The organism is Sphaerochaeta sp. UBA5849 (assembly GCA_002432715.1).
Taxonomy (GTDB): domain Bacteria; phylum Spirochaetota; class Spirochaetia; order Sphaerochaetales; family Sphaerochaetaceae; genus Sphaerochaeta.
This window is the reverse complement of sequence record DJGJ01000074.1, coordinates 1-21,977: the sequence shown is the minus strand read 5'-3', so window position 1 is coordinate 21,977 and position 21,977 is coordinate 1. Positions and strand designations below refer to the sequence as shown.

Below are 21,977 nucleotides of genomic sequence, written 5' to 3'. Positions count from 1 at the left end.
TCGTACGCCTATGCAGACAGAGCGAAAACAAGTTGCCCTCCTCCTGGGAAGCGAGAACGACCTGAGCTTGGTACAGCCGGCCATCAAGGTACTTGCAGAACTGGAAATCCCCTATGCTGTACGGATCCTTTCAGCGCACCGACTCGGTGAAGAGGCTTGCCGATTCGCTTCTGAGGCACGAAGCGAGGGTTTCGGGGTTCTGATAGCCGCTGCAGGGAAAGCCGCCCATCTTGCGGGCACGCTTGCAAGCAGAACCCTGCTGCCGGTCATCGGGCTCCCGCTTTCCGCCTCTCTAGGCGGATTGGATGCCTTGCTTTCGACTGTTCAAATGCCAAGCGGGTATCCGGTGGCCACGGTTGCCATCGACGGGGCGGCCAATGCAGCCTTGCTTGCCGCCCAAATCCTGGCCTTGTCCGACCCAAAGCTGCTTTTGCGGCTCGAGGCGGCAAGACAGGCAGGCCAGGAAGCAGTGCGCGAAGCCGATAGGAGAATTGCGAAGAGCTTTATGTAGATAAGGCTCTTTTTTATTGCAACAGGGGGAAGCGATGCAAAAGCTGTCCATGCTCTATGAAGGAAAGGCGAAACGGGTGTATGAAACCGACCAGAAGGGTATCTATATTGTTTCATACAAGGATGATGCAACTGCGTTCAACGGCAAGAAGAAAGGCTCGATTCTCGGAAAGGGAGCGATCAACAACCAGATTACCAATCACCTGATGCAGCTGCTTGCAAAGCAAGGCATTCCCACCCACTTCGTCGCCCAGCTCTCGGAAACAGAAACCGCAGTCAAAGCTGTACGAATCATTCCTTTGGAAGTAATCGTGCGCTCGATTGCTGCAGGGTCGCTGTCACAGCGGTTGGGTCTTGCTGAAGGTACCAAACTGGCAAGCACCGTCTTGGAATTCTGCTACAAGCGTGACGACCTTGGGGACCCCTTGGTCAACTCGAGCCACATCAAGGCGCTCGGTCTTGCCACCGAAGAAGAGCTTGCGCTCATCAAGCGCTACAGCCTTGCGATCAACGACATCCTCAGCGCCTACCTTGCGAAGGTCGGCATCGCATTGATCGACTTCAAGCTGGAGTTTGGCATAACTGACGATGGACAGCTGGTGCTTGCCGATGAGATCAGCCCCGATACCTGCCGGTTCTGGGATATCAAGACCGGCAAAAAGCTGGACAAGGACCGGTTCCGCAGGGATTTGGGGGATGTGGAAGAGGCATATCATGAAGTGATGCAACGCCTTTTGGGGAGACAGTGATCGTGGGTGCCCTGAAGGAAGCCTGCGGCCTGTTCGGCATCAGCTCGGCGCACAAGGAACCTATCGGCCTTGCCTGTCACTACGGCCTGTATGCCTTGCAGCATCGAGGCCAGGAGGGGTGCGGCATTGCGCTGAACACCAACGGGCAGCTGTCGGTGTACAAGGACATGGGCTTGGTGCATGAAGTGTTTCCCAGTGCCCTGGCCTTTGACGAGGAGCATACCCGGATGGCCATCGTGCATACCCGATACGGTACAAGCGGGGAGCGGTCTCGTGAGAATGTGCAGCCGCTTTTGGTTCGGCACCATATCGGCAGCATGGCGATCGCCCACAACGGGAACCTGACCAACGACGAGTCGCTGCGTTCGCAATTCGAAGGGGAAGGCTGCTTGTTTCACACCACCAGCGATACCGAAGTCATTGCCTACCTGATTTACAAGCATCGCCTGACGACTGCCACCATCGGTGAGGCGATCGAGAAAGCGATGGCGGAATTGGAAGGGGCCTATTCCTTGTTGATCATGACATCCTCCCAACTCATCGCCGTGCGCGACCCTCACGGTTTTCGACCGCTGTGTCTGGGAAAGTTGGATGACGGGTATGTGTTTGCCAGTGAGAGCTGTGCACTCGATGCGGTGGGGGCGGTCTTTGTACGAGACCTGAAGCCCGGCGAAATTTGCATCGTTGATGCCAAGGACCAGAACATGACCAGCTCGCTTGTGCATGCAAACAAGGTTGCAAGCAGCCTGTGTGTTTTTGAGTTGATCTACTTCGCCCGCCCCGACAGTGTAATCGATACCATCAGCGTCCATCAGGCGCGCATCAGAAGCGGTTGTTTCCTGGCTTTGGAACACCCCTGCCAGGCGGACGTGGTCATCGGTGTACCCGACAGCGGCATCGATGCGGCCATCGGCTATTCGCGTCAGTCGGGCATTCCCTACGGCATCGGCTTCATCAAGAACAAGTACATCGGGCGCACGTTCATCCAACCGAAGGCCGGCGATCGTGAGAGCGGGGTCCGCATCAAGCTCAATCCCGTTGCTTCCACGGTCAGGGGCAAGCGGGTGGTGCTCATCGATGACTCCATCGTTAGGGGAACCACCAGCAAGCGCATCGTCCGGCTGCTTCGGGAGGCGGGAGCGGTGGAGGTTCACCTCCGCTCCTCGGCTCCCCCGTTTCTGCATCCCTGCTATTACGGAACGGATATTGATTCGCGCAAGGACCTACTTGCCTGCAAGTATGATTTGCAGCAGATGAAGTCGATCCTCGATGTCGATTCCTTGGGCTTCCTGCTTCCCGAGCAGGTCGTCAAACTCAGCGACCATCCCGGCATCGGGTTTTGCAGTGCATGCTTCACCGGCGTGTATCCAAGTGCGGTGCCCAAAGGAGCAACGTATGCACAGTGACAGTTACAGCACCCGGTATGAAGAAGCCGGAGTGGATATCAGGCGGGGCTATCAGGCGGTCGAGTTGATGAAAAAGCATGTCGCTTCCACGTATACGAGCGGGGTGGTTTCGGATTTGGGAGGGTTTGGAGGTCTGTTTGAGCTGGATGTGAAGGATACTCCCAATCCGGTGTTGGTCTGTGGTACCGACGGGGTGGGGACCAAGCTCAAGATTGCTTTCGCCCTCGACCGCCACGATACCATCGGCATCGACTGCGTGGCGATGTGCGTCAACGATGTCATCTGCTGCGGGGCCAAACCGCAGGTTTTCCTGGATTATATCGCCTTGGGGCATCTGGATCCTGCAAAGGTTGAGCAGATCGTCAAGGGAGTGGCTGAAGGCTGCAGGCAGGCAGGCTGCGCCCTCATCGGGGGGGAGACCGCCGAGATGCCGGGCATGTACCAGGGTGGGGAGTACGACCTGGCGGGTTTTTGCACCGCATTGGTGGACAAGAGCAAAATCTTCGACAATGCAAGCATTACAGAGGGCGATGTCCTCATCGCCCTTCCCTCAAGCGGGGTGCATTCCAACGGATTTTCCTTGGTCCGTCATATCTTCGGTTTGGACGGCAATTCTGAAATTCTCCAGGAGGTCTACCCTGAGTTGGGAACCACCCTGGGCGAGGCATTGCTCAAGAGCACGCGCATCTATGTCGATGAGGTGCTTGGTCTTGCACGACAGATCCGCATCAAGGGGGCCTCGCACATCACCGGAGGCGGCTTTTATGAGAACATCCCCCGCTCGCTTCCTTCCGGCCTGGGCGCCAGGATACGAAGAAGCGACGTGCGGGTGCTTCCGATATTCACCCTTTTGCAACGTGCGGGTTCGGTCAGCGAGCACGATATGTTCAATACCTTCAACATGGGTGTGGGGATGGTTCTCTTTGTCGGCAAGGAGGATGTTCGGACGGCTTTGGATCTGCTTGCAGGCTCCTATGTGCTGGGTGAGGTGGTTGCAAGCGACAAGGCATGTGTTCTGGTATGATACGTATAGCGGTTCTGGTCAGCGGCGAAGGCAGCAATCTGGAGGCTCTCCTGGATTTCGAGAAGCGGGGTGGAAACCCTGATGGGCGTATTGTCCTGGTGATCGCCGATCGAAGCTGCAGTGCCCTCGATCGTGCAGCGGGGCATCGGGTGACGGCCTTGATGTTGGACAGGCAGGCGTTGGGAAAAAAGGAGTTCGAAAGATCGTTGCTTGCCGGCTTGGAGCAGCACCGCATCGACCTGGTGGTTCTTGCAGGCTTCCTCACGATTCTCTCGGAGAAGGTGACCGAGCGGTATCGGCGGCGGATCATCAATATCCATCCCTCCCTGATACCCAGCTTCTGTGGAAAAGGGTATTATGGGGAGCGTGTTCATCAGGCAGCCCTCCAGCGCGGGGTGAAAGTCAGCGGGGCCACCGTGCACCTGGTCGATGAGGTTGCCGACGGCGGACCGATTTTGAGCCAACAGGCAATAGAAGTGCTCGATGATGACACTCCTTCTTCCTTGGGCCGACGAATTTTAGAGCAGGTGGAGTGGAAACTGCTTCCGAAAACGGTTGCCTCCTACTGTCTGTACATGGAGAGAAACATGAGTTTATCGCAGAAACTGGCAGAGTGCAGGTACCCCGGCAGGGGAATCGTGTGCGGCATGAACGAGAGGGGGAAGGCAATCATCGCCTACTTCATCACAGCCCGCAGCATTCACAGCAAGAACCGTGCCCTGGTGGCCGAAGGCGATACGGTGCGGACCAAGGCCGTTGACGAGAGCCTGCTTGTCGATCCCTCCTTGATCATCTACCGTGTCATGGACAGGTTGGGCAACGATATGGTGGTTGCCAACGGGGACCAAAGCGATACCATTCTCGATGGCTTGCGACGAGGCCTGGATATGCAGCAATCATTGCAGAGCCGTACGTTTGAGCCGGATGAGCCCAACTATACCCCGCGCATCAGCGCTCTCTTCCATCTGGGGACGGACCCGTTCTACGAGCTGTCCATCCTCAGGCGGTCGGCGGATGGAAGCATCGACCGTTCCTTCTATACCTATTCGGACGTACGGTTGGGTGAAGCCCATCTGATACATACCTATGAAAGGGACGGGAATCCCCTTGTGAGTTTCACAGGAGAGCCCAGGATGGTGCACCTGCAAGGGGATGGGCAGTCGATAGCCGACCAAATATGGGATGCGCTGGACAAGGAATACCGTGTTGCTGTGTTCGTCAAGGAAGTGGATTTGACCGGCAATGATGCAAAGCTGGTCATCAGGCAAGGAGCGGACAATGGATCGTATTGAGTTGAAGTATGGCTGCAACCCCAATCAAAAAATGGCGAGCATCAGCATCGAAGAAGGTCGGCTGCCGGTGACCGTCCTCAGCGGCAAGGCGGGGTATATCAACTTGCTGGATGCACTCAACGGCTGGCAATTGGTCAGTTCCCTTGCAAACGCCACCGGTCTTGCCAGCGCCGCCTCTTTCAAGCATGTCAGCCCTGCTGGTGCTGCAGTGGGTCTTGCCCTCAACGAGACCGAACGGCGGATGTACTTCATCAACGAAAAGACCGACCTCAGCGACCTGGCTTGTGCATATGTGCGTGCACGCGGGGCCGACCGCATGTCCAGCTTCGGGGATTTCATCAGCCTCAGCAGCGAGTGCGACCTCTCAACCGCCCTGATCATCAAGAGCGAGGTTTCCGATGGAGTGATAGCCCCTTCGTACAGCAAGGAAGCCTTGGAAGTCTTGAAAAAGAAGAAGGGCGGCTGTTATACCATTCTGCAGATCGACGCAGATTTTGAACCACCGCTGCTCGAACAACGGTCGGTATTCGGCATCACCTTCACCCAGATGCGAAATACGCAAATTCTGGACAGCTCGGTCCTCAAGCCCATTGTGACAACCAATACTGCACTTCCTGCTGAAGCCGAATTGGATCTGCTGGTGGCTCTCAATACCCTGAAATACACCCAGTCGAACTCGGTTTGCTACGCCATGCGCGGTCAGACCATCGGGGTGGGAGCAGGCCAGCAGTCCAGGATTCACTGCACCCGTCTTGCCGGAACCAAGGCTGATATGTGGCAGCTCAGGCAGAGTGAGAGGGTTCTCTCGCTTCCTTTCCTGCCGAATCTGAGCCGCAATGACAAGGATAATGCCGTTGAACTCTACCTGCGCTCCGAAATAGAGCAATGCCGGCCTTTCCTCTCCGAGGATGTCTTGCCGATGACCGAAGATGAGAAGCGTTCCTGCCTTGAGAAGGTGGGGGGCGTAAGCCTTGCCAGCGATGCGTTCTTTCCCTTCCGCGACAATATCGACCGGGCATCCCGAAGCGGTGTTTCCTATATCGTACAGAGCGGTGGCTCGCTGAGGGATGATCAAGTGATCCAGGCGTGCAACGAGTATGGCATGGTCATGATCACCAACGGCATCCGCCTGTTCCACCATTAGCATGCGCATCCTCATCATCGGCAGCGGCGGCCGTGAACACGCCCTGGCAAAGGCACTGCTCAAATCCTCCCAACCTGTTGTGCTGTTTGCAATCGGAAGGAATGCTGGAATGCAAGAGCTTTGCACCATGGTCGACCTTTCGCTGTCCGACCATGCATCCATCGTCGGCTACGCCCTGAGCCAGCATATAGAGCTTGCAATCGTCGGCCCCGATGAACCCTTGGTCAAGGGATTGGCGGATGCATTCAGATCTCAGCACATCCCCTGTTTCGGGCCTTCCAAGGAAGCTGCCGTCATTGAGGGCAGCAAGGCGTTTTCCAAAGCATTCATGCAGCGCCATCGGATTCCGACTCCTGCATACCGGGTGTTCACTGAGTATGACCGGATCCTGTCCTACCTTGCCGATTGTCCTCTTCCGGTCGTGATAAAGGCTGACGGCCTTGCTTTGGGCAAGGGCGTGGTCATCGCCTTCGACCGAAAGACGGCCTGTGAAACTGCGAAGGGGATGATGGTCGACAACCAATTCGGCTCAAGCGGTAAAACGGTGGTCGTCGAGGAGTATGCAAGCGGCCCTGAAGTCTCCCTTCTGGTGTTCAGCGACGGAGTGACCGCCAAGGCGATGGTCAGTGCAATGGACCACAAATGCGCCTTCGACGGTGACAACGGACCGAATACCGGCGGCATGGGGGTGATCGCCCCGAACCCTTGGTACACCGAAGAGATTGCAGCAGTGTGCGAAAGAACCATCATCGAACCAACCTTGCGGGGCCTTCGCCGGGAAGGAAGACCGTTCACCGGCTGTCTCTTCTTCGGCTTGATGCTCACCCGGACAGGGCCGGTGGTCATAGAGTACAACTGCCGTTTCGGCGACCCTGAAGCCGAGGCCGTGCTCAGCCTGCTTGACAGCGACCTTTTGGATATCCTGCAAAGCTGCACCAACCAGACGCTTGATAGGGTTCCTGTCCGCTTTACAGGAGGGTATGCCTGCAGCGTTGCCCTGGCAAGCGGGGGGTATCCTCTCTCCTACGAGGTGGGAAAGAGGATTTCCATCGGCAAGCTGCCTTCCGGGGTCGAGGTTCTGCATGCAGGTACTGCTCTTGATGAGAACGGCAACCTGGTCACCTCCGGAGGCAGGGTTCTCCATGTGGTTGCCCGCTCAAACACGCTGCGATCAGCCATCGAGCAGGCCTATCGCGCCGTAGGCTCGATTTCATTTGCAAACATGCACTATCGCAAGGATATCGGAAAGAAAGCCTTGCTCAAGGAGATTTGTGATGGTTCATCGCTTCTGGGTACGACGCAAACAAGGATTTCGTAATGCCGAGGAGGCATTGTCTGCTTCCCTTACCTCTGTCCTGTCACTTACCAATGCCGCCCGAACAGCAATCTATCACCGGTATGACATCGAGGGGATGAACGATGAGGAGGCTGCGTATGTGTCTCGCTCAATCTTGAGCATGGTCCAGCGCGATGAGCTGTTTTCCGAGATGCCTCCCTGCTCATGGGCATTGGGGGTGGAAATGCTCGGCGGCCAGTTCGACCAGCGCTCCGATTCGACGGCCATGTGCATCCAGCTTGTCTATCCACACCTGAATTGCAGCGTTCGTTGTGCAACCTTCTACTGTTTCGACTCAGAGCTGACGGACGAGGAGAAACTGCGCATCAAGGCGTATCTCATCAATCCCGTGGAGGCTTGTGAGGCTTCCATGCACATGCCCGAGCATATAGGGCAGAGCTGCAGCGCTCCCTCGTTTCCCGCCTGCCTGGATGGGTTCTGCTCCCGCAGCGACCGTTCGAACGTGTTGGAAGAGTACTCCCTGGCCATGGACAGCGATGACCTTGCTTTGGTGCAGCAATATTTTGCAGACAAGGGCAGAGATCCCTTTCTGACCGAGTTGAAGGTGATAGACACCTACTGGTCCGATCACTGCCGTCATACCACGTTCTTGACCGAACTTGACAAGGTCGTTATAGACGATCCCCAGGTTCTCTGTGTGTTCGCATCATACCTTGAGGCACGCAGGTCGCTTGCCTGCAACAAACCCATCTGCCTGATGGATCTTGCCACCATCGCAGCCAAGCAGCTGAAAAAACAGGGAAAGCTTGATCATTTGGAGGTTTCGGAGGAGATAAATGCCTGCTCGGTCAAAGTCGATGTCCAAACCGATGCAGGCCTGCTTCCCTGCCTTCTGCTTTTCAAGAACGAAACACACAATCATCCAACCGAGATTGAACCGTTCGGAGGGGCCGCCACCTGCATCGGAGGTGCGATTCGCGACCCGCTATCCTCACGCGCCTACGTCTATCAGGCCATGCGCATCAGTGGAACCGCCGACCCCCGTACCCCTTTGTGTGAGACATTGGAGGGAAAACTTCCGCAGCGGGTTATCGCCCAGCGCTCGGCCTTGGGATACAGCTCCTATGGGAACCAAATAGGACTTGCCACGGGCATGGTGGAGGAAATCCATCACCCGAACTTTGTTGCCAAGCACCTTGAACTGGGATTCGTCATCGGTGCCGCCAGACAACAGTATGTGAGAAGAGAGAGGCCCGAGGAAGGGGACCTGGTGATCCTGGTAGGGGGGAGAACCGGCCGGGATGGCTGCGGGGGAGCCACCGGATCCTCCAAAAGTCACGATGGCACATCCCTTGGCGCTTGTGCCGCGGAGGTGCAGAAAGGCAATGCCCCCGAACAGCGCAAGATACAGCGATTGTTGCGCAGGGCGGAAGTCTCATCGCTGATCAAGCGATGCAATGACTTTGGAGCCGGCGGGGTCAGTGTAGCCATCGGCGAGCTTGCCCCCGGTCTTGTGGTCGACCTCGATGCCATACCCACCAAGTACGAAGGTCTCGATGGTACCGAGCGGGCGATCAGCGAGAGCCAGGAGCGAATGGCCATGGTTGTCGGTCCTGCCGATGTTCCCGCTTTTCTGCAGTATGCACATGAAGAGAATCTGGAGGCTACCGTTGTCGCCCGGGTAACCAGCCTTCCGATGCTGAGGATGACCTATCAGGGGCGGACGCTTGTAGAAATCGACCGTTCCCTGCTGGACAGCAACGGAGCGAAAAAGCATGCAACGGTGCATATCCCGCACCTTGGCATACCAAAAGCGGGCACATCTGTACAAAACGCACAGGCGTTTGAGGCCCTGCTCTCAGATCTGAATGTTGCCGGCAAGCAGGCCCTGTCTCAGATGTTCGACAGTACCATAGGTGCAGGTACGCTGCTCCTTCCCTTCGGGGGGAAAAGGATGCGCACCCCAATTCAGGCAATGGCGGCCCTGATCGCCCTGCCTGATGTCGAGAGCGCGACCGCCAGCCTTGCATCCTGGGGATACGATCCCTACCTGATGCAGGCCAATCCGTTCGAAGGAGCCTTTTCGGCCGTGGTGCACTCGCTTGCAAAAGTGGTGGCAGCCGGGGGAGATTGGGACCAGACGTATCTCACCTTCCAAGAGTATTTCGGTCGGCCGGGCGACGATCCACAGCGATGGGGGGTGGTTGCCTCGGCGCTTCTGGGTGCTTACAAAGCGCAGACACTCTTCGGCAAGGCTGCCATCGGAGGCAAGGACTCAATGAGTGGTTCCTTCATGCATCTGGATGTTCCTCCTACCTTGGTGAGTTTTGCGGTCTCAGTCGCCTTTCAGGATGATGTGCTCAGCCCTGAATGGAAGAAGGCCGGTTCCAAGCTCTATCTGCTGCAGGCAGAGCGGCAAAGGGAGCTTCCCGCCCTGTTCGAGCAGGTCAGCAGGTTGGTAAAGAGCAAACAGGTTCTCTCCTGCTGGGCGTTGGGATACGGAGGTATTGCCGAGGCGCTTGCCAAGATGGCCTTGGGAAACAACATCGGCTGCACCGTTACTGCCGAGCTGGACCTCTTGTGCAAGCGTTACGGAGCGTTTCTGGTGGAGTGCGACCAGGAACTCCCCCTGGAGGGAACCTTTATCGGATATACGACCCAAAAAGATGAGCTCTGCCTTCCTTTTGTGAGGATGGAACTTGAACAGGTTCATCGCCTGCTTTCAGCCCCTCTCGCATCCGTGTATGGCGATCTTGAGCAGCGTGATGCAGCGCAGACGTTTCCCACCTTGTCGTATACCAAGCGTGCACGAACTCGATCGCGCTATCCTGTCAAGAAACCTACCGTGCTGCTGCCGGTTTTCTTCGGTACCAACTGCGAGTATGATGTCGAGCGTACCTGGAAGGCCTGCAATATCGATTGCAATACGGTAGTGATCAACACGCAAAGCGAGCAGGATGTGAGACGGAGCATCATACGTCTGCGGGATGCCCTTCGACAGTCCCAGATTTTGTTCCTCAGCGGAGGCTTTTCTGCTGCTGATGAACCCGATGGGTCCGGCAAGTTCATTGCAGCGTTCCTGCGCAATCCACTCATCCAGGAAGAGATTGCCAACCTGCTTGAACAGCGTGATGGCTTGGTGGGAGGTATTTGCAATGGGTTCCAGGCTCTTGTGCAGCTGGGGCTTCTGCCCCATGGCCGTATCACCACAATCAACGAGCACGATCCTTTGCTCGACTACAACCGCAAGGGCAGGCATATCTCGACGGTTGTCAGGACCCGGGTCAGCTCGACGCTCTCCCCATGGTTCAGCGAATATGAGGTAGGGCAGATTCATTTGCTGCCGATCAGTCACGGTGAAGGCCGTTTCACCGCCGATGCCGACACCTTGAAGGCGTTGGCGGATGGGGGGCTGATAGCAAGCCAGTATGTCGATGAACAGGGGCATGCAGCTCCGTTCTCAATCGACAATCCCAACGGATCGCTGTATGCGGTGGAAGCGCTGAGTTCCGCCGACGGTAAGGTTTTCGGCCGCATGGCTCACAGCGAACGTGCTATCAAAAAGCTTTACCGCAATGTACCGGTAGAGGCCGATTGCGGCCTCTTCATGGGGGCTGCCAACTACGTTCGTTGAGTCATATGGGAGCAGAATATGGACCTTTTGGGTATGGCTGTATCATTATGATACAGTTTATTCGGATTGGTTGCTTCCGTGGGGCAAAAAGAAAGGGTGTTGGAGTAAACAGGTTTGGAAGAATTTGTGGAAGGGACATGTAAATATATATAATGGAATAAGACAGAATATAAAAATCGATGGTGGTAAAAGTTGGCACGCCAATTGCAATATGCTTAGTGAATGAAAAACACAGCAAAGTTCACATGGAGGTATCAACATGAAATATTACGTAACCTACAATCAGGATAACGGTCTTTCGGATTTCGATTCCCTGTTCGGCGATCTCTTTGCAGACTGGGGTGTGAGTCGCTCCAAGATTCCCCCGGTGGATATCTATGAGACTGAGAAGTCGTATGTGATCGAGGCGGAGCTTGCAGGCTACAAGCAGGACGAGGTCCAGGTCAATGTCGACAAACATATTTTGAAGATTTCCAGCAATAAGGAAACGCTCAAGGATGCCGATGGCAGAAAGAGCATGGTACGCGAACGATACTTCAAGAAGTTCGAGCGTTCCTTCAGCCTCCCCGAGGGGATTGATGAGGATAAGATTGAAGGCGAGTTCTCCGATGGAGTTTTGACCCTCACCCTTCCCAAGAAGAAGGAAATCCTTCCGAAGACCATTGAAGTGAAGATCAAATAAGTTCTATTGCCGATATACTTGCACACAACAGCCTGCAGAATCCTGCAGGCTGTTTTCAATTCTCTACTCCAGTATGATGAGAGCCATCAATTTCAAGGTTTCATCCTCGTCGTTGCGGATGGCATGGCTGGCGCCGCCCCCGGTGATGACCAGGTCGCCTTTTTGTACAACCTTCTCGCCATCGGCTTCCGTGACGATGCCTTTGCCTTCGGTGATCCAATAATATTCGGTTTCATTGACATGGTTGTGCACTCCGATGGAGCAGCCCTTCTCGATGGTCAACTCGGCAAACAGCCGGCTGTGCGATACCGTCCCCTCATCCATCAGTGACTTCACCACCACCTGTCCGGTGCCTTCCCGCATCCTCTGCTTGACGACGCTCTTCATCTCCTGTTCTCTTTTGATCATGATTGACCCTCCTTCTGCCAGTTTGCCAGCATGAGCCTTCTTGGGCAAGATGCACTTGACACTCCTGTCTGAGAAAACAATACTGACAATATCATGCACACCTGTCATTACTCGCATGGGTGACCCTTTTGTTGGTCGGCCCGGTGGAATGTGCATACCCCAAGACTAGTGTTGAGGAGAGGACATGAATACGATTCTTTCAAAGCAGCGGCTCTCTGCCGAGGTTTTCAGGATGGAGATTGAGGCAAGGGAGATAGCCGAGGCGAGAAAGCCGGGACAGTTCATCATCCTGCAGATGGGTGGAGATTTTGGTGAACGCATTCCCTTGACAATAGCCGATGCCGACCCGGTCAAAGGTTCCATCACCTTGATCTTCCAGGCAGTCGGAGAAACAACCCATCGCCTGGCTCTGCTGGAAGTCGGGGACAGCATAGAAAACCTGCTCGGGCCTTTGGGCAAGCCAACCGACATCAAAAACTATGGCAAGGTCGTCTGTGTCGGTGGAGGAATCGGGGTGGCCCCCCTGTTTCCCATCGTACAGGGCATGAAGCGTGCCGGCAACGAGGTCAAGGTGATCATGGGAGCCCGGAACAAGGACCTGTTGATCATGGAAGAGGATATGAAGGCCACCGCCGATGAGGTCATTGTGGTAACCGATGATGGATCGTATGGGCGCAAGGCGTTGGTGACCGAGCCGCTCAAGGAGTTGTGCGAGACGTATAAGCCCGACTGCGTCGTCATCATCGGTCCTCCGATTATGATGAAGTTTGCCGCCCTTACCACCAAACCCTATGGCATCCACACCATTGTCAGCTTGAACACCATCATGATCGACGGAACGGGCATGTGTGGCGGCTGCAGGGTGACCATCGGGGGCAAGACCAAGTTTGTCTGTGTCGACGGCCCCGAATTTGATGGACATCAGGTCGATTGGGACAATATGCTGCTTCGCCTGGGTACCTACAAGAGCAAGGAACAGGAAGCTCATCACCGCTGCCATATCGGCTTGCACATCAAGGAAGGGGAGGCATGAGCAGTATGCACGCTACAAGAGAAGAGTTGGATACACAGGCAGAAGCATTGCTGGCCCAGTATGCAGACAAGATATTGACACCGAAAGAACGCGCCCGGATTCCTTTGCAGGAAATGCCCACCCAAAATCCTGAGATTCGGGTGACCAACATGCAGGAAGTAGCTCTTGGGTATACGGAAAATCAGGTGAGAATCGAGGCGATGCGCTGTTTGCAGTGCAAGAACAAGCCCTGCATCGCCGGTTGTCCCGTTGCAATCGACATCCCTGCCTTCATCGCCAAGGCAGCCGAAGGCAAGTTCGCCGAGTCGGCCGAAGTGATCAAGCAGAGCAGTCTGCTTCCTGCCATTTGCGGACGTGTATGTCCGCAGGAGAGCCAGTGCCAGCTCTATTGCACCGTCGGGAAAATGTACAAGGATGTTGACCAGTCGGTTTCCATCGGCCGCATCGAGCGGTTTGTCGCAGACTATGCACGGGAGCATGGTTTGGAGAAGGTTCCCCAGGTGGGAGAGCCTTCCGGCAAGCGTGTAGCAGTGGTGGGAACAGGTCCTGCCAGCATCTCGGCTGCTGCCGACCTCAGAAGGAACGGCCATGAAGTGGTGATGTTCGAGGCGCTGCACAAGGCTGGTGGTGTGCTTGTGTATGGCATTCCGGAGTTCCGTCTTCCCAAGAAGATTGTCGAGCATGAATTGAACAACCTGGTTTCCATGGGGGTGGAGATCCGCAGAAACTACTTGGTCGGTAAAACCCGTACCATTTCCGATCTGATGGGAAAGGACGGCTTTCATGCCGTGTTTGTCGGCTCCGGTGCCGGTCTTCCAAAGTTTATGAACATCGAAGGAGAGAACTACATCGGAGTCTTCTCCGCCAATGAGTATCTGACACGCAGCAATCTCATGAAGGCATATGCCGTCGGAGAGGCATTGACTCCTCTCTTTGACTCCCACAAGGTTGCTGTTTTCGGCGGCGGCAACGTCGCCATGGATGCCGCTCGTACCGCAAAACGCTTGGGAGCCGAGGAAGTGACGATCGTCTATCGCCGCACCGAGGTTGAGATGCCCGCCCGTAAGGAAGAGGTCGCCCATGCCAAGGAAGAGGGTGTACAGTTTTTGTACCTCCATGCCCCGCTCAAGATTACTGCCAATGAGAAGGGCCGGGTCAATGGGGTTGAGTTGATCGCATGCGAACTGGGTGAACCCGATGCCTCGGGCAGACGCAGCCCGATTGAGATTCCCGGCAGCCAGAAGATGTACGAGTATGACACGGTCATCGTCGCCATCGGGAATGACAGCAATCCGTTGATCAAGGCAACCACCGAAGGAATAGAGGTCAACAAGAGAGGCAACTTCATCGTCAATGAGGAGACCTGTGAGACCACGCTCAAAGGTGTTTATGCCGGAGGCGATATTGTCCTTGGTGCCGCGACGGTCATCCTGGCAATGGGCCAGGGACGCAAGGCGGCGAAGGCAATGAATACCTACCTGGCTTCGCTTTGATGCATCAAAAGGTGGGCCTGAACCTGTTCGGGTCCACCGCCTTGAAGCTCATTTCGTGTTTGTGTATAGTGACATAGTGGATATTCGAAACGATTGCCGATCGGTGATCTGTCAGCTTCAGGCTACTGATAAAACCCAGGCCATCCTGGAAGTGATAGACTCCTGCACCATATTTGCTTCTCTTCCCGACATCGAACGCTTCAAACGCGGGGTGCTTCGTCGTGAGCGGGCCCAGACAACCGGCATCGGGCACGGGGTGGCTATAGCCCATGGCAAGATCCTGGGGTTGAACGAGGTGCGTATCGCCTTGGGCATCAGCAGGGATGGCCTTGAGTACGAAAGTGCCGATGGAATGCCGGTGCACCTGTTGTTTGTCATTGCATCCTCTCCTTCCATCCAGATGGAGTACCTGGGTGCCTTGAGTTCAATCCTGCGCAGCGTGCGTACCGAAGAGATGAGATCCCACCTCATGGACATTCGCCTGAGCAAGTCCGATGAAGCCTGCCAGCGTTTCTTCTCCATGATGGTTCAGCAGCGATTCGTCTGGTTCTGCAAGGATGTTCAGTAGAAATTTCCTGCACATACCACCGCATCGACGCTCCGATCCCACGGCTCGGTGGGAATACTTTCCAGCAATTGACAGCTGCGACATACGCCGATGCTGAAAACCTCCGGGTGGGATGCGAGATAGCGGTCGTAGTAACCTTTTCCGCGGCCAAGGCGCTCTCCGATCCGACTGTAGGCAAGGGCTGGTACCAGAAGGATGTCCTTCCCTGATGGTTCAACCATGCGATTTTTCAAGGGTTCAAGGATACCGTACCGCCCTGCAGTCAACTCATCAAGACTCTCAACGGCATAGAAGACCAAGTCCCCGTTCTCGGTGCTTACCGGCAGGGCAAGGTGCTTGTGTGCAATGGCATGCTGCAACAGCTCGGTGATGTTCACTTCCGAAGCCATGGGAGCATAGGCAAACAGCCAGGCTGCCTGCCGGTATCTTCTGCAGTGCAGCAATGCAGTACAACTGAGGGCGTCTTCTAGTGAGAAATCTTCTGCTAAGAGAAGTTTTGCCTGACGGCGCAGCTGTGAACGCAAGGTGTGTTTGGCATCCATGGATGAACTATAGCACACGCGCGAACAAAAGGAGTACAAGAACCAGGACGGAAAGCAGTATATCGACGGTTGTGTAAGGAAGTCTCGGCCTTGTTCGGCACGGGTCGAAGAGCCTTGCTTCCAAGGCCAGGGAGAGGTCTTCGGCCTTGTCCAGCAACAGGCTGAAAATGGCAGAGACCAGGGAGGTGAGTGAGTGTAGGGGATTGCGCCGTCTCTCCAGGCGAGCCTTCCTGGCGGTAACCACTTCCAGCGATGCATCGAAGATCATGGGAAGGATGGAGAGGGTCAGTTCGATGGCGCTGGCTACCTCCCATCCCCGAACAAACGGGATTCGGTCGAGAATGCCTCCCAGCGACCTGGCCAAGTCGTCGGGGGATGTGCTGTCGGCAATAAGCAGGCCGCATAGGATTATGCAGACAAAGCGCAGGAAGGCTGAAAAGGCTGCCTGATGGCTCTGTGTTGCCAAGTACTCCGTGATGAGGATGAGCAGCAGAAGAAAGGCGAAGTACCTGAGCTCGCGCTTGTAGCTGCGTAGGGGAATCCTTTGAGCGAGGGTTGCAACAAGCAAGGCGGTACTAGTCAGCAGCAAGCCCGGCAAGGAGAGAGAGAGGATGACCACGCAGATTGCAATGATGGCTGCAATCTTGGTGACAGGGTTCGCCTTGCACAGGAAGGTGTTCTGCTTGCGGTAGTGGAAGATCAGGGCTTCAGCCATGAGAGGTCCTTGATGGCAAGCGAGGAAGGCAGGTAGATGCCGTGCCCCTTCAGATGTGGATAGACATCGGCGGCAGTGCCGCTTTGTACCAAGAGCCCGTCATCGAGCAGCAGTACGTGGTCGGCATGGGCAAGGGTTTTCTCCACCTCGTGGCTTACCAGGATGATGGTGTGTCCCTCCTGCTGAAGGCGAAGCAGCGTGGAGAGCACGCTGACAACCGAGCGGTAGTCGAGGTTTGCAAAGGGCTCGTCCAGTACCAGGAGCTTGGGATTCATAACCAGCACGCCTGCGATGGCGAGCCGTCGCTTTTCACCCCCGCTGAGGGTGCGTGGTCGTTGGTCCCTCATCTTATGCAGGTCGAGCAGCGTAAGTACCTCTTGAAGCCTGACTTCCTGCTCCTGATCGGACAAACTGATGTTTTCCATACCAAAGCGGATGTCCTTCTCAACCGTCTGGCCTACTATCTGCGTCTCTGCATCCTGAAAGACCAATCCGATGGCCTGCATGCGTTGCTTGGCCTTGTGGGTCAGGTCTTCATCAAAGAGGCGTATCGTACCGGTAGTCGGCTGTAGAAGTCCTTTCAGGCAACGAAGCAAGAGACTCTTGCCTGACCCGTTGGGACCTGTGATCAGGGTGAAAGATCCTTTCTCTATGGTAAAACTCAGGTTCTTGAGAATACTCTTGTCCTTCTCAAAGGAAAAGCTGAGATTCTGAACCGAAAGAATGGGCTGATTTGCTTCAATCATGTGCTCCGACTGTAGCAGATGACCCTGCATTGGGCAAGATTTGCTTGGAATTGTCAACCTGCAAGAGTCCCAGCTCCATGAGTTGGAGGCGAAGCGTGGATGCATCACTATATGGATAGGAGATGAGGCCCTGCTCTTGTGCGCTTGCAACATTGGAAGGCATGTCATCGGTAAAGAACAGCTGGTCGGGTTTGAGTTGCTCCTTTTGAAGGATGAATTGAAAGAATGAGCTGTCCGGTTTTGCCCTATGCATCAGGTGGGAGGCATAGACGTGATCGAAGATGTCATACTGATGCAATTGATGATGGATGGTGTAGTGGGAATCGTTGACATTGGTGCCACAGATTACCCGATGGCCTTGCTGCTTGAGCTCGGAGAGAATTTTCAAGGTAGGGATGTCGAGCGTTGGTTCAAAGAATTTTCCAAGCAGGCTCCCTTCATGCTTTACAACCGAAGAACCTGTTGCCTTCTCATAGATCTCCCAGAGTTCCTTCTCTGCTATGTCTCCTTTGCTATGAGACCGCAGTGCCTGTCTGAAAAGGTCGGGCAGTTCGGAGAATGAAGTCTCGCTGCATCCCAGGAAAGCAAGAAGCTTTGGCGCCACCATGAAATTGCGTACCAGCACCCCTCCCATATCGAACATGCAGACCTTGATCATTGTACCCCTCCATCGTTGGGACTATACCACAAAACCGCTTGGTACATGTTGCAAGATCGTGCGTTTTATCAGAAAGGTGTTGACAAGAAATCACCAATTAGGGTATACAAGAGAACGTTGAAGCCGCTTTAGCTCAGTTGGTAGAGCAAAGGACTGAAAATCCTTGTGTCCTCAGTTCAATTCTGAGAGGCGGCATGGACAGAAAGACTCCTCCTCCTGTACAGGAAGGGGAGTTTTGCTTTATAGGGGTGGAAAGGTGTACGACTGCCGAGCAACCAAAAGCTGATCATGTGGTAGTTTTCCCTAACTTGATCTTCCCTTGAATGAACGGCCTGGGAGAATAGCAGCATCTTAACCCCTACTTGGATTCCCTGTATGTTTCGAAGGAATTGTAATCAGTGATATAGCTCCCTTCAGTCCATTGCACTTGCAAAAATCTGTTTTAAAGTCCTTGTCTGCTTTGCTGGATAGTAATTCTTTGATTCTATGGATGTCTCAGCTTCTGATCATTCTTGTTCCAAGTTTTGTACCTGCGGGATGCATACTACTCGGTTAATCATTGGCTGAGAGTTCAGCATTGTAATGTTTTCATTCAAGAGGGTGGCATCAGTGGTGTCAGTATCGAAAATCAGGATTGCAGCAGTGTTGAATCGCAACGATGCAAGAGAACCTCTTGAAAGTGGTTTCTCAACAACATTATGAATCCTTACTTTTCCTGCACAGATGCATCTAAAGTCAGTCTTCAATACTTGCACCTTCTTTGCTTCTGTTTCCCCCCTCAACAAAATACTGATAATAGTGTTGCATTAGATACCCTCACTTCATAAAGCAGCGATGCGACTCACATCAGGGGCTGTTGAGAAAAGATCGTTCTCAACCGCACACTTGAGTGAATCGGTATTTCGCTTGAGAAAGTCATCGGCATTGATGCAACGGATTGTACAAGTATCGCCTATCTGCTCCTTTTTAAGGAAGCAATATGAGTGTTTGGGAAACGACATATCCAAAATGTCTGTATTGTGAGTAGTAAAGAAGAGCTGTCCATCTTCTCCCAATTTTTCTACCATTTTGGCCAGCGCCTCTCGTTCCATATCACTGTGAATATAAGAAAATTTCTCATCGCAGTAGTAGAAGCCATTCTGCTTTGCCATAATTGCAGCCAACATGGAGGCTATTCCAATCCCCGATCTCGTTCCACTAGAGAGGATTTCTCCATTCAGTACGTTTCCATCCTGGATGATTACCTCATGATTTCCCAATTTGATGACATAGGAGTTCTTAATGTCCCTTGCTTTGATAATTCCCTGAATGGAAGGGTCCAAGGCAGAAAGAACGATATCAAGAATTTTTAGCAAGTCGTGCTTATCCAATTCTTGAAAAGTAGGGATTTTTTCCTCGATGCTCGGATAGGTAAAGAGCCATCCGAAGTTTTCTATGGATTCCAATGCCTTATGGTATGGCACATTGTCAGCTCCCAATTTGTCCAACTTAGTAGCACACATCTCATAACTGTCTGCAAGAGAGATAGGTACCGACTTTACCGAGACCCTCATGTCTTTTTCTTCATATGACTCGGGAGTGCCAGGAGGACTAATAACTGCTTCCACCCGATAGAGTCTTTTTGTTTTTGCTACAAATTCAATGGTAAATGATGCTTTTTTTGTTGGGTCATTGATATTTTTAATAACAGGAAGCAGGTTCTTATTGTTGATGCTGTTGAAAATTGCCATGAAAGCTTTTCCCAGGGTTGTTTTTCCTGAAGCATTGGCTCCCATAAGGATAATAAGCTTCTTGTAGCGGAAATTGGTTCTCCCAGAGAGAAATTCGGCCTCAATTGTAGACCCGACAATCTTTTTCGGGTAAGAAAGCATAATTTCAAAATCATTGAAAGCAAACACATTGTCCAGCTTCAAGCGCATGACAATCATAGTTGACTCCTTGTTTAGTTCGTAAATTACGAACTAATATAACCATACTATAGCAGTCCACAGACAAGAAGGCAACTACAATACATTCGCCCTGTACTGAAGAACTTTGTATAAGCGTGAATTTCCAGCAAACCGGTAAACACCTCGATACTATTACGGCTATTTGAGGGTTGCCGGCTTACTGCTTTTGCTTTTTCCCTTCCTTGTTTTTGGAGCTGGCCTAAGCATCTGCCTTGGGTTTGTTTTTGCTCCCTTTGGGTCTTCCAGGTTTTCTTTTTGCCACCCCTTCCTGTTGTGCAGGCGTAGCCTTCTTCACGCTTCCCTTTGGCCTTCCCGGCTTTTGTTTCGGCTTTGTCGGTGCAGCGGCCTTTGCCTTGGCTGGCCGGCCCCTCTGCCTGGATCCCTGTTTTTCGTGACTTGGCTTCACCCTGACCTGGCTGGTCATGCTGCTTGAGAGGCGGTTGTTCACCTCTGTAGCTATTGAGTCAAAGTCGGATGGGATGATGTCAAATAGGGAAAGGAGCTCCTTTGCCCTTGCACTTTCATCATGGATTGCAGCATAGGTACCGTTGGGAAGCAGCAGGAGTTCAATCCTGTCCACTTCACGAATCATCTGGTTGGTGGCATACCCCAGGGCCTTGCAGGCGTTCATGATTTCACTTCTGATGATTGCCGCCATGAAACAGGCGCAGAACTTGTTTTGGATGCTTGGAGTGGAATGGACCCTGGTCACATCATACCCAAGCTGGCTCTTGAGTATCGCATACTGGGTTTCCGACGAATCCCTGAGATGATAGATCCTGTCCACCTCCTCCGGCCCGAAATCCTCCGAGGATGCGATGCTGCAGAAACCCTTCAGGTCCATATCCTTCTGCCATCTGGCATAGTCGTGCTCGACACAAAGGGTGTCCCCTTCCTGTCTGAGCGAGATGTACTTGGCCAGGGCCTGGGGAACAACCGGCTTCTTTCCCTTTTGTATCTCCGCCTTCAGGCCCTTGGTGGCCTTCACTATCTTTGAGATGAGGGAAAGGGCGCGCTGGGAACCATTGGAAGCGTCGAAGAAGAGATTGACGAAGGCTTCTTCCGTATGACCGTGGAATAGCCTCTTCTTCTCCGATATGCCGAACAGGCCCTTTTCACCGACTGCATAGGGTACGCGCCATCGTATTGTCTCGCTGTGCTGTGCCACCATCTGCGAATGGCCGAAGGTGTCGGAGGGCAGCATGACCACATAGGGGTATCCCAGCCGGTCAAGCAGCTCGAACACATCATGGGTGCAGAATGCCCTGTCAAGAATGACGCCTTCGGCCTCAATCCCATGGGAGGAGAGTATGGCCGCCATCTTCTGGATGGCCTTGGAGTCGACCTTGCCCCCATTGGATACCGTGTAGGTGATGGGCCTGCCGTCCTCTGCATTGACTGCATACATGTAGCTTACGATATTGGTGTTCTTCCTGGATTTTGCGTGTCCCTTCTCAGCCAGGCCGCACGCTGCAGCATCGCAGTTGTTGTTGCCCCCGTCAATGCTAATCCAGGCTTTCGTCACGCCTCTCCTCTTGCATTCGTCAAGCCACTGCGACCTGAAGGCCGCATTGTCGTCCTCGCTGATCTTGTTCTGGAAGAAGTCGGAAAGCCGGGAGTCGCTCACACAATCCTTGGAGAAGAGCACCCGCTGCGCCATCCTGTCAGGAAAGAGCAGGGAGACATCCGATCTCTCGAGGATGGAATACATCGCATAATCCATGAGGATGTTGCCGTACAAGGGTCCGTAGACATTCTGGAGAATCTGGTAGAGGCCGGTCTCATGGCCGATGCCGAGGGTTAGGGCATAGAGGCCGGAATGGAGGATGTGCTCGGGAAGTTTGCCGCTGCCATAATGCTCATTCCACAGGTTGGGAAAGAGATACCTGAAGGTGTCGTTGGGATGCATCATGGTCTCGCTTGTCGCATGGCCGATGACTTTCCGCCTGCTCTTCCTTACCGGGGCATCCCCCGAGCTGAAAACGAAGACCCTCCCGTCACTCTTGTTGATGTATGATCCTGCAGGCCGTGGAATCTCTTTCAGTTCCCAATAAATGTGTGCCATAAAACACTCCAATTAACGATTACCAATGGTAATCATTATTATAAAGAGCCAATTTCAAAATG

The 21,977-nt window shown here is 53.8% G+C and carries 19 protein-coding genes and 1 tRNA gene; 13 read left to right on the top strand and 7 right to left on the bottom strand.

Features of this window, described 5'->3' with window-relative positions:
• Positions 1-10: 10 nt before the first annotated feature.
• The 9 genes from purE to B3K89_RS13275 all read left to right on the top strand — a co-directional run bounded on the left by purE (position 11) and on the right by B3K89_RS13275 (position 11,738).
• Positions 11-511, top strand: a complete 501-nt coding sequence (gene purE / locus B3K89_RS13315) for a 5-(carboxyamino)imidazole ribonucleotide mutase (RefSeq protein WP_293893327.1) — start codon at positions 11-13, stop codon at positions 509-511.
• A 34-nt stretch (positions 512-545) separates the two neighbouring features.
• Positions 546-1,259, top strand: a complete 714-nt coding sequence (gene purC, locus B3K89_RS13310; RefSeq protein ID WP_293893324.1) for a phosphoribosylaminoimidazolesuccinocarboxamide synthase — start codon at positions 546-548, stop codon at positions 1,257-1,259.
• A 2-nt stretch (positions 1,260-1,261) separates the two neighbouring features.
• The gene (purF, locus tag B3K89_RS13305; protein ID WP_293893321.1) at positions 1,262-2,665 is read left to right on the top strand and encodes an amidophosphoribosyltransferase; all 1,404 of its coding nucleotides are present in this window, start codon (positions 1,262-1,264) and stop codon (positions 2,663-2,665) included.
• On the top strand, positions 2,655-3,689 hold the full coding sequence (gene purM, locus B3K89_RS13300; RefSeq protein ID WP_293893318.1) for a phosphoribosylformylglycinamidine cyclo-ligase: 1,035 nt from the start codon (positions 2,655-2,657) through the stop codon (positions 3,687-3,689). Before purF ends, purM begins: the two co-directional genes overlap by 11 nt.
• Positions 3,686-4,981 (top strand): phosphoribosylglycinamide formyltransferase, encoded by a 1,296-nt coding sequence (gene purN / locus B3K89_RS13295; protein ID WP_293910894.1) that lies wholly within the window; start codon positions 3,686-3,688, stop codon positions 4,979-4,981. Before purM ends, purN begins: the two co-directional genes overlap by 4 nt.
• A complete protein-coding gene (locus B3K89_RS13290) occupies positions 4,968-6,125 on the top strand; it encodes a phosphoribosylaminoimidazolecarboxamide formyltransferase (protein WP_293893312.1) in 1,158 nt (385 codons plus the stop codon). Before purN ends, B3K89_RS13290 begins: the two co-directional genes overlap by 14 nt.
• A gap of 1 nt (position 6,126) precedes the next feature.
• Positions 6,127-7,443: a phosphoribosylamine--glycine ligase gene (gene purD / locus B3K89_RS13285; protein WP_293893309.1), complete on the top strand. Its 1,317-nt coding sequence runs from the start codon at positions 6,127-6,129 to the stop codon at positions 7,441-7,443.
• Complete coding sequence (locus B3K89_RS13280) at positions 7,400-11,056, top strand: phosphoribosylformylglycinamidine synthase (protein WP_293893305.1); 3,657 nt, start codon at positions 7,400-7,402, stop codon at positions 11,054-11,056. Before purD ends, B3K89_RS13280 begins: the two co-directional genes overlap by 44 nt.
• 259 nt (positions 11,057-11,315) lie before the next feature.
• Entirely contained in the window at positions 11,316-11,738 is a 423-nt protein-coding gene (locus B3K89_RS13275; RefSeq protein ID WP_345907534.1) for an Hsp20/alpha crystallin family protein, read from the top strand.
• A gap of 63 nt (positions 11,739-11,801) precedes the next feature.
• Here B3K89_RS13275 and B3K89_RS13270 read toward each other — a convergent pair whose 3' ends face one another.
• Positions 11,802-12,146, bottom strand: coding sequence for a cupin domain-containing protein (locus B3K89_RS13270; RefSeq protein WP_293893299.1), 345 nt, complete (start codon positions 12,144-12,146; stop codon positions 11,802-11,804).
• A 184-nt stretch (positions 12,147-12,330) separates the two neighbouring features.
• Between B3K89_RS13270 and B3K89_RS13265 the strand changes: the two genes are divergently transcribed.
• The 3 genes from B3K89_RS13265 to B3K89_RS13255 all read left to right on the top strand — a co-directional run bounded on the left by B3K89_RS13265 (position 12,331) and on the right by B3K89_RS13255 (position 15,240).
• Positions 12,331-13,179, top strand: coding sequence for a sulfide/dihydroorotate dehydrogenase-like FAD/NAD-binding protein (locus B3K89_RS13265; protein ID WP_293893296.1), 849 nt, complete (start codon positions 12,331-12,333; stop codon positions 13,177-13,179).
• A 5-nt stretch (positions 13,180-13,184) separates the two neighbouring features.
• Complete coding sequence (gene gltA / locus B3K89_RS13260; protein WP_293893398.1) at positions 13,185-14,672, top strand: NADPH-dependent glutamate synthase; 1,488 nt, start codon at positions 13,185-13,187, stop codon at positions 14,670-14,672.
• 76 nt (positions 14,673-14,748) lie between these two features.
• Complete coding sequence (locus B3K89_RS13255) at positions 14,749-15,240, top strand: PTS sugar transporter subunit IIA (protein WP_293893293.1); 492 nt, start codon at positions 14,749-14,751, stop codon at positions 15,238-15,240.
• Here the strand turns inward: B3K89_RS13255 and B3K89_RS13250 are convergent.
• From B3K89_RS13250 to B3K89_RS13235, 4 genes are read right to left on the bottom strand one after another with little or no spacing between them, the layout of a single operon-like run.
• Positions 15,234-15,782, bottom strand: coding sequence for a 5-formyltetrahydrofolate cyclo-ligase (locus B3K89_RS13250; RefSeq protein ID WP_345907533.1), 549 nt, complete (start codon positions 15,780-15,782; stop codon positions 15,234-15,236). The genes B3K89_RS13255 and B3K89_RS13250 overlap by 7 nt on opposite strands.
• A gap of 7 nt (positions 15,783-15,789) precedes the next feature.
• Positions 15,790-16,497: an energy-coupling factor transporter transmembrane component T gene (locus B3K89_RS13245; RefSeq protein ID WP_320350054.1), complete on the bottom strand. Its 708-nt coding sequence runs from the start codon at positions 16,495-16,497 to the stop codon at positions 15,790-15,792.
• Entirely contained in the window at positions 16,482-17,243 is a 762-nt protein-coding gene (locus B3K89_RS13240; RefSeq protein WP_293893284.1) for an energy-coupling factor ABC transporter ATP-binding protein, read from the bottom strand. The genes B3K89_RS13245 and B3K89_RS13240 overlap by 16 nt, the downstream gene beginning before the upstream one ends.
• The gene (locus tag B3K89_RS13235; RefSeq protein ID WP_345907532.1) at positions 17,236-17,901 is read right to left on the bottom strand and encodes an HAD-IA family hydrolase; all 666 of its coding nucleotides are present in this window, start codon (positions 17,899-17,901) and stop codon (positions 17,236-17,238) included. Before B3K89_RS13235 ends, B3K89_RS13240 begins: the two co-directional genes overlap by 8 nt.
• 122 nt (positions 17,902-18,023) lie before the next feature.
• On the opposite strand from B3K89_RS13235, the gene B3K89_RS13230 reads away from it, so the two are divergent.
• Positions 18,024-18,096 (top strand) — tRNA-Phe (locus tag B3K89_RS13230).
• A 626-nt stretch (positions 18,097-18,722) separates the two neighbouring features.
• Here the strand turns inward: B3K89_RS13230 and B3K89_RS13225 are convergent.
• On the bottom strand, positions 18,723-19,829 hold the full coding sequence (locus B3K89_RS13225) for a hypothetical protein (RefSeq protein ID WP_345907531.1): 1,107 nt from the start codon (positions 19,827-19,829) through the stop codon (positions 18,723-18,725).
• A gap of 220 nt (positions 19,830-20,049) precedes the next feature.
• Positions 20,050-21,915: an IS1634 family transposase gene (locus B3K89_RS13220; RefSeq protein WP_345907530.1), complete on the bottom strand. Its 1,866-nt coding sequence runs from the start codon at positions 21,913-21,915 to the stop codon at positions 20,050-20,052.
• Between the last annotated feature and the right edge of the window lie 62 nt (positions 21,916-21,977).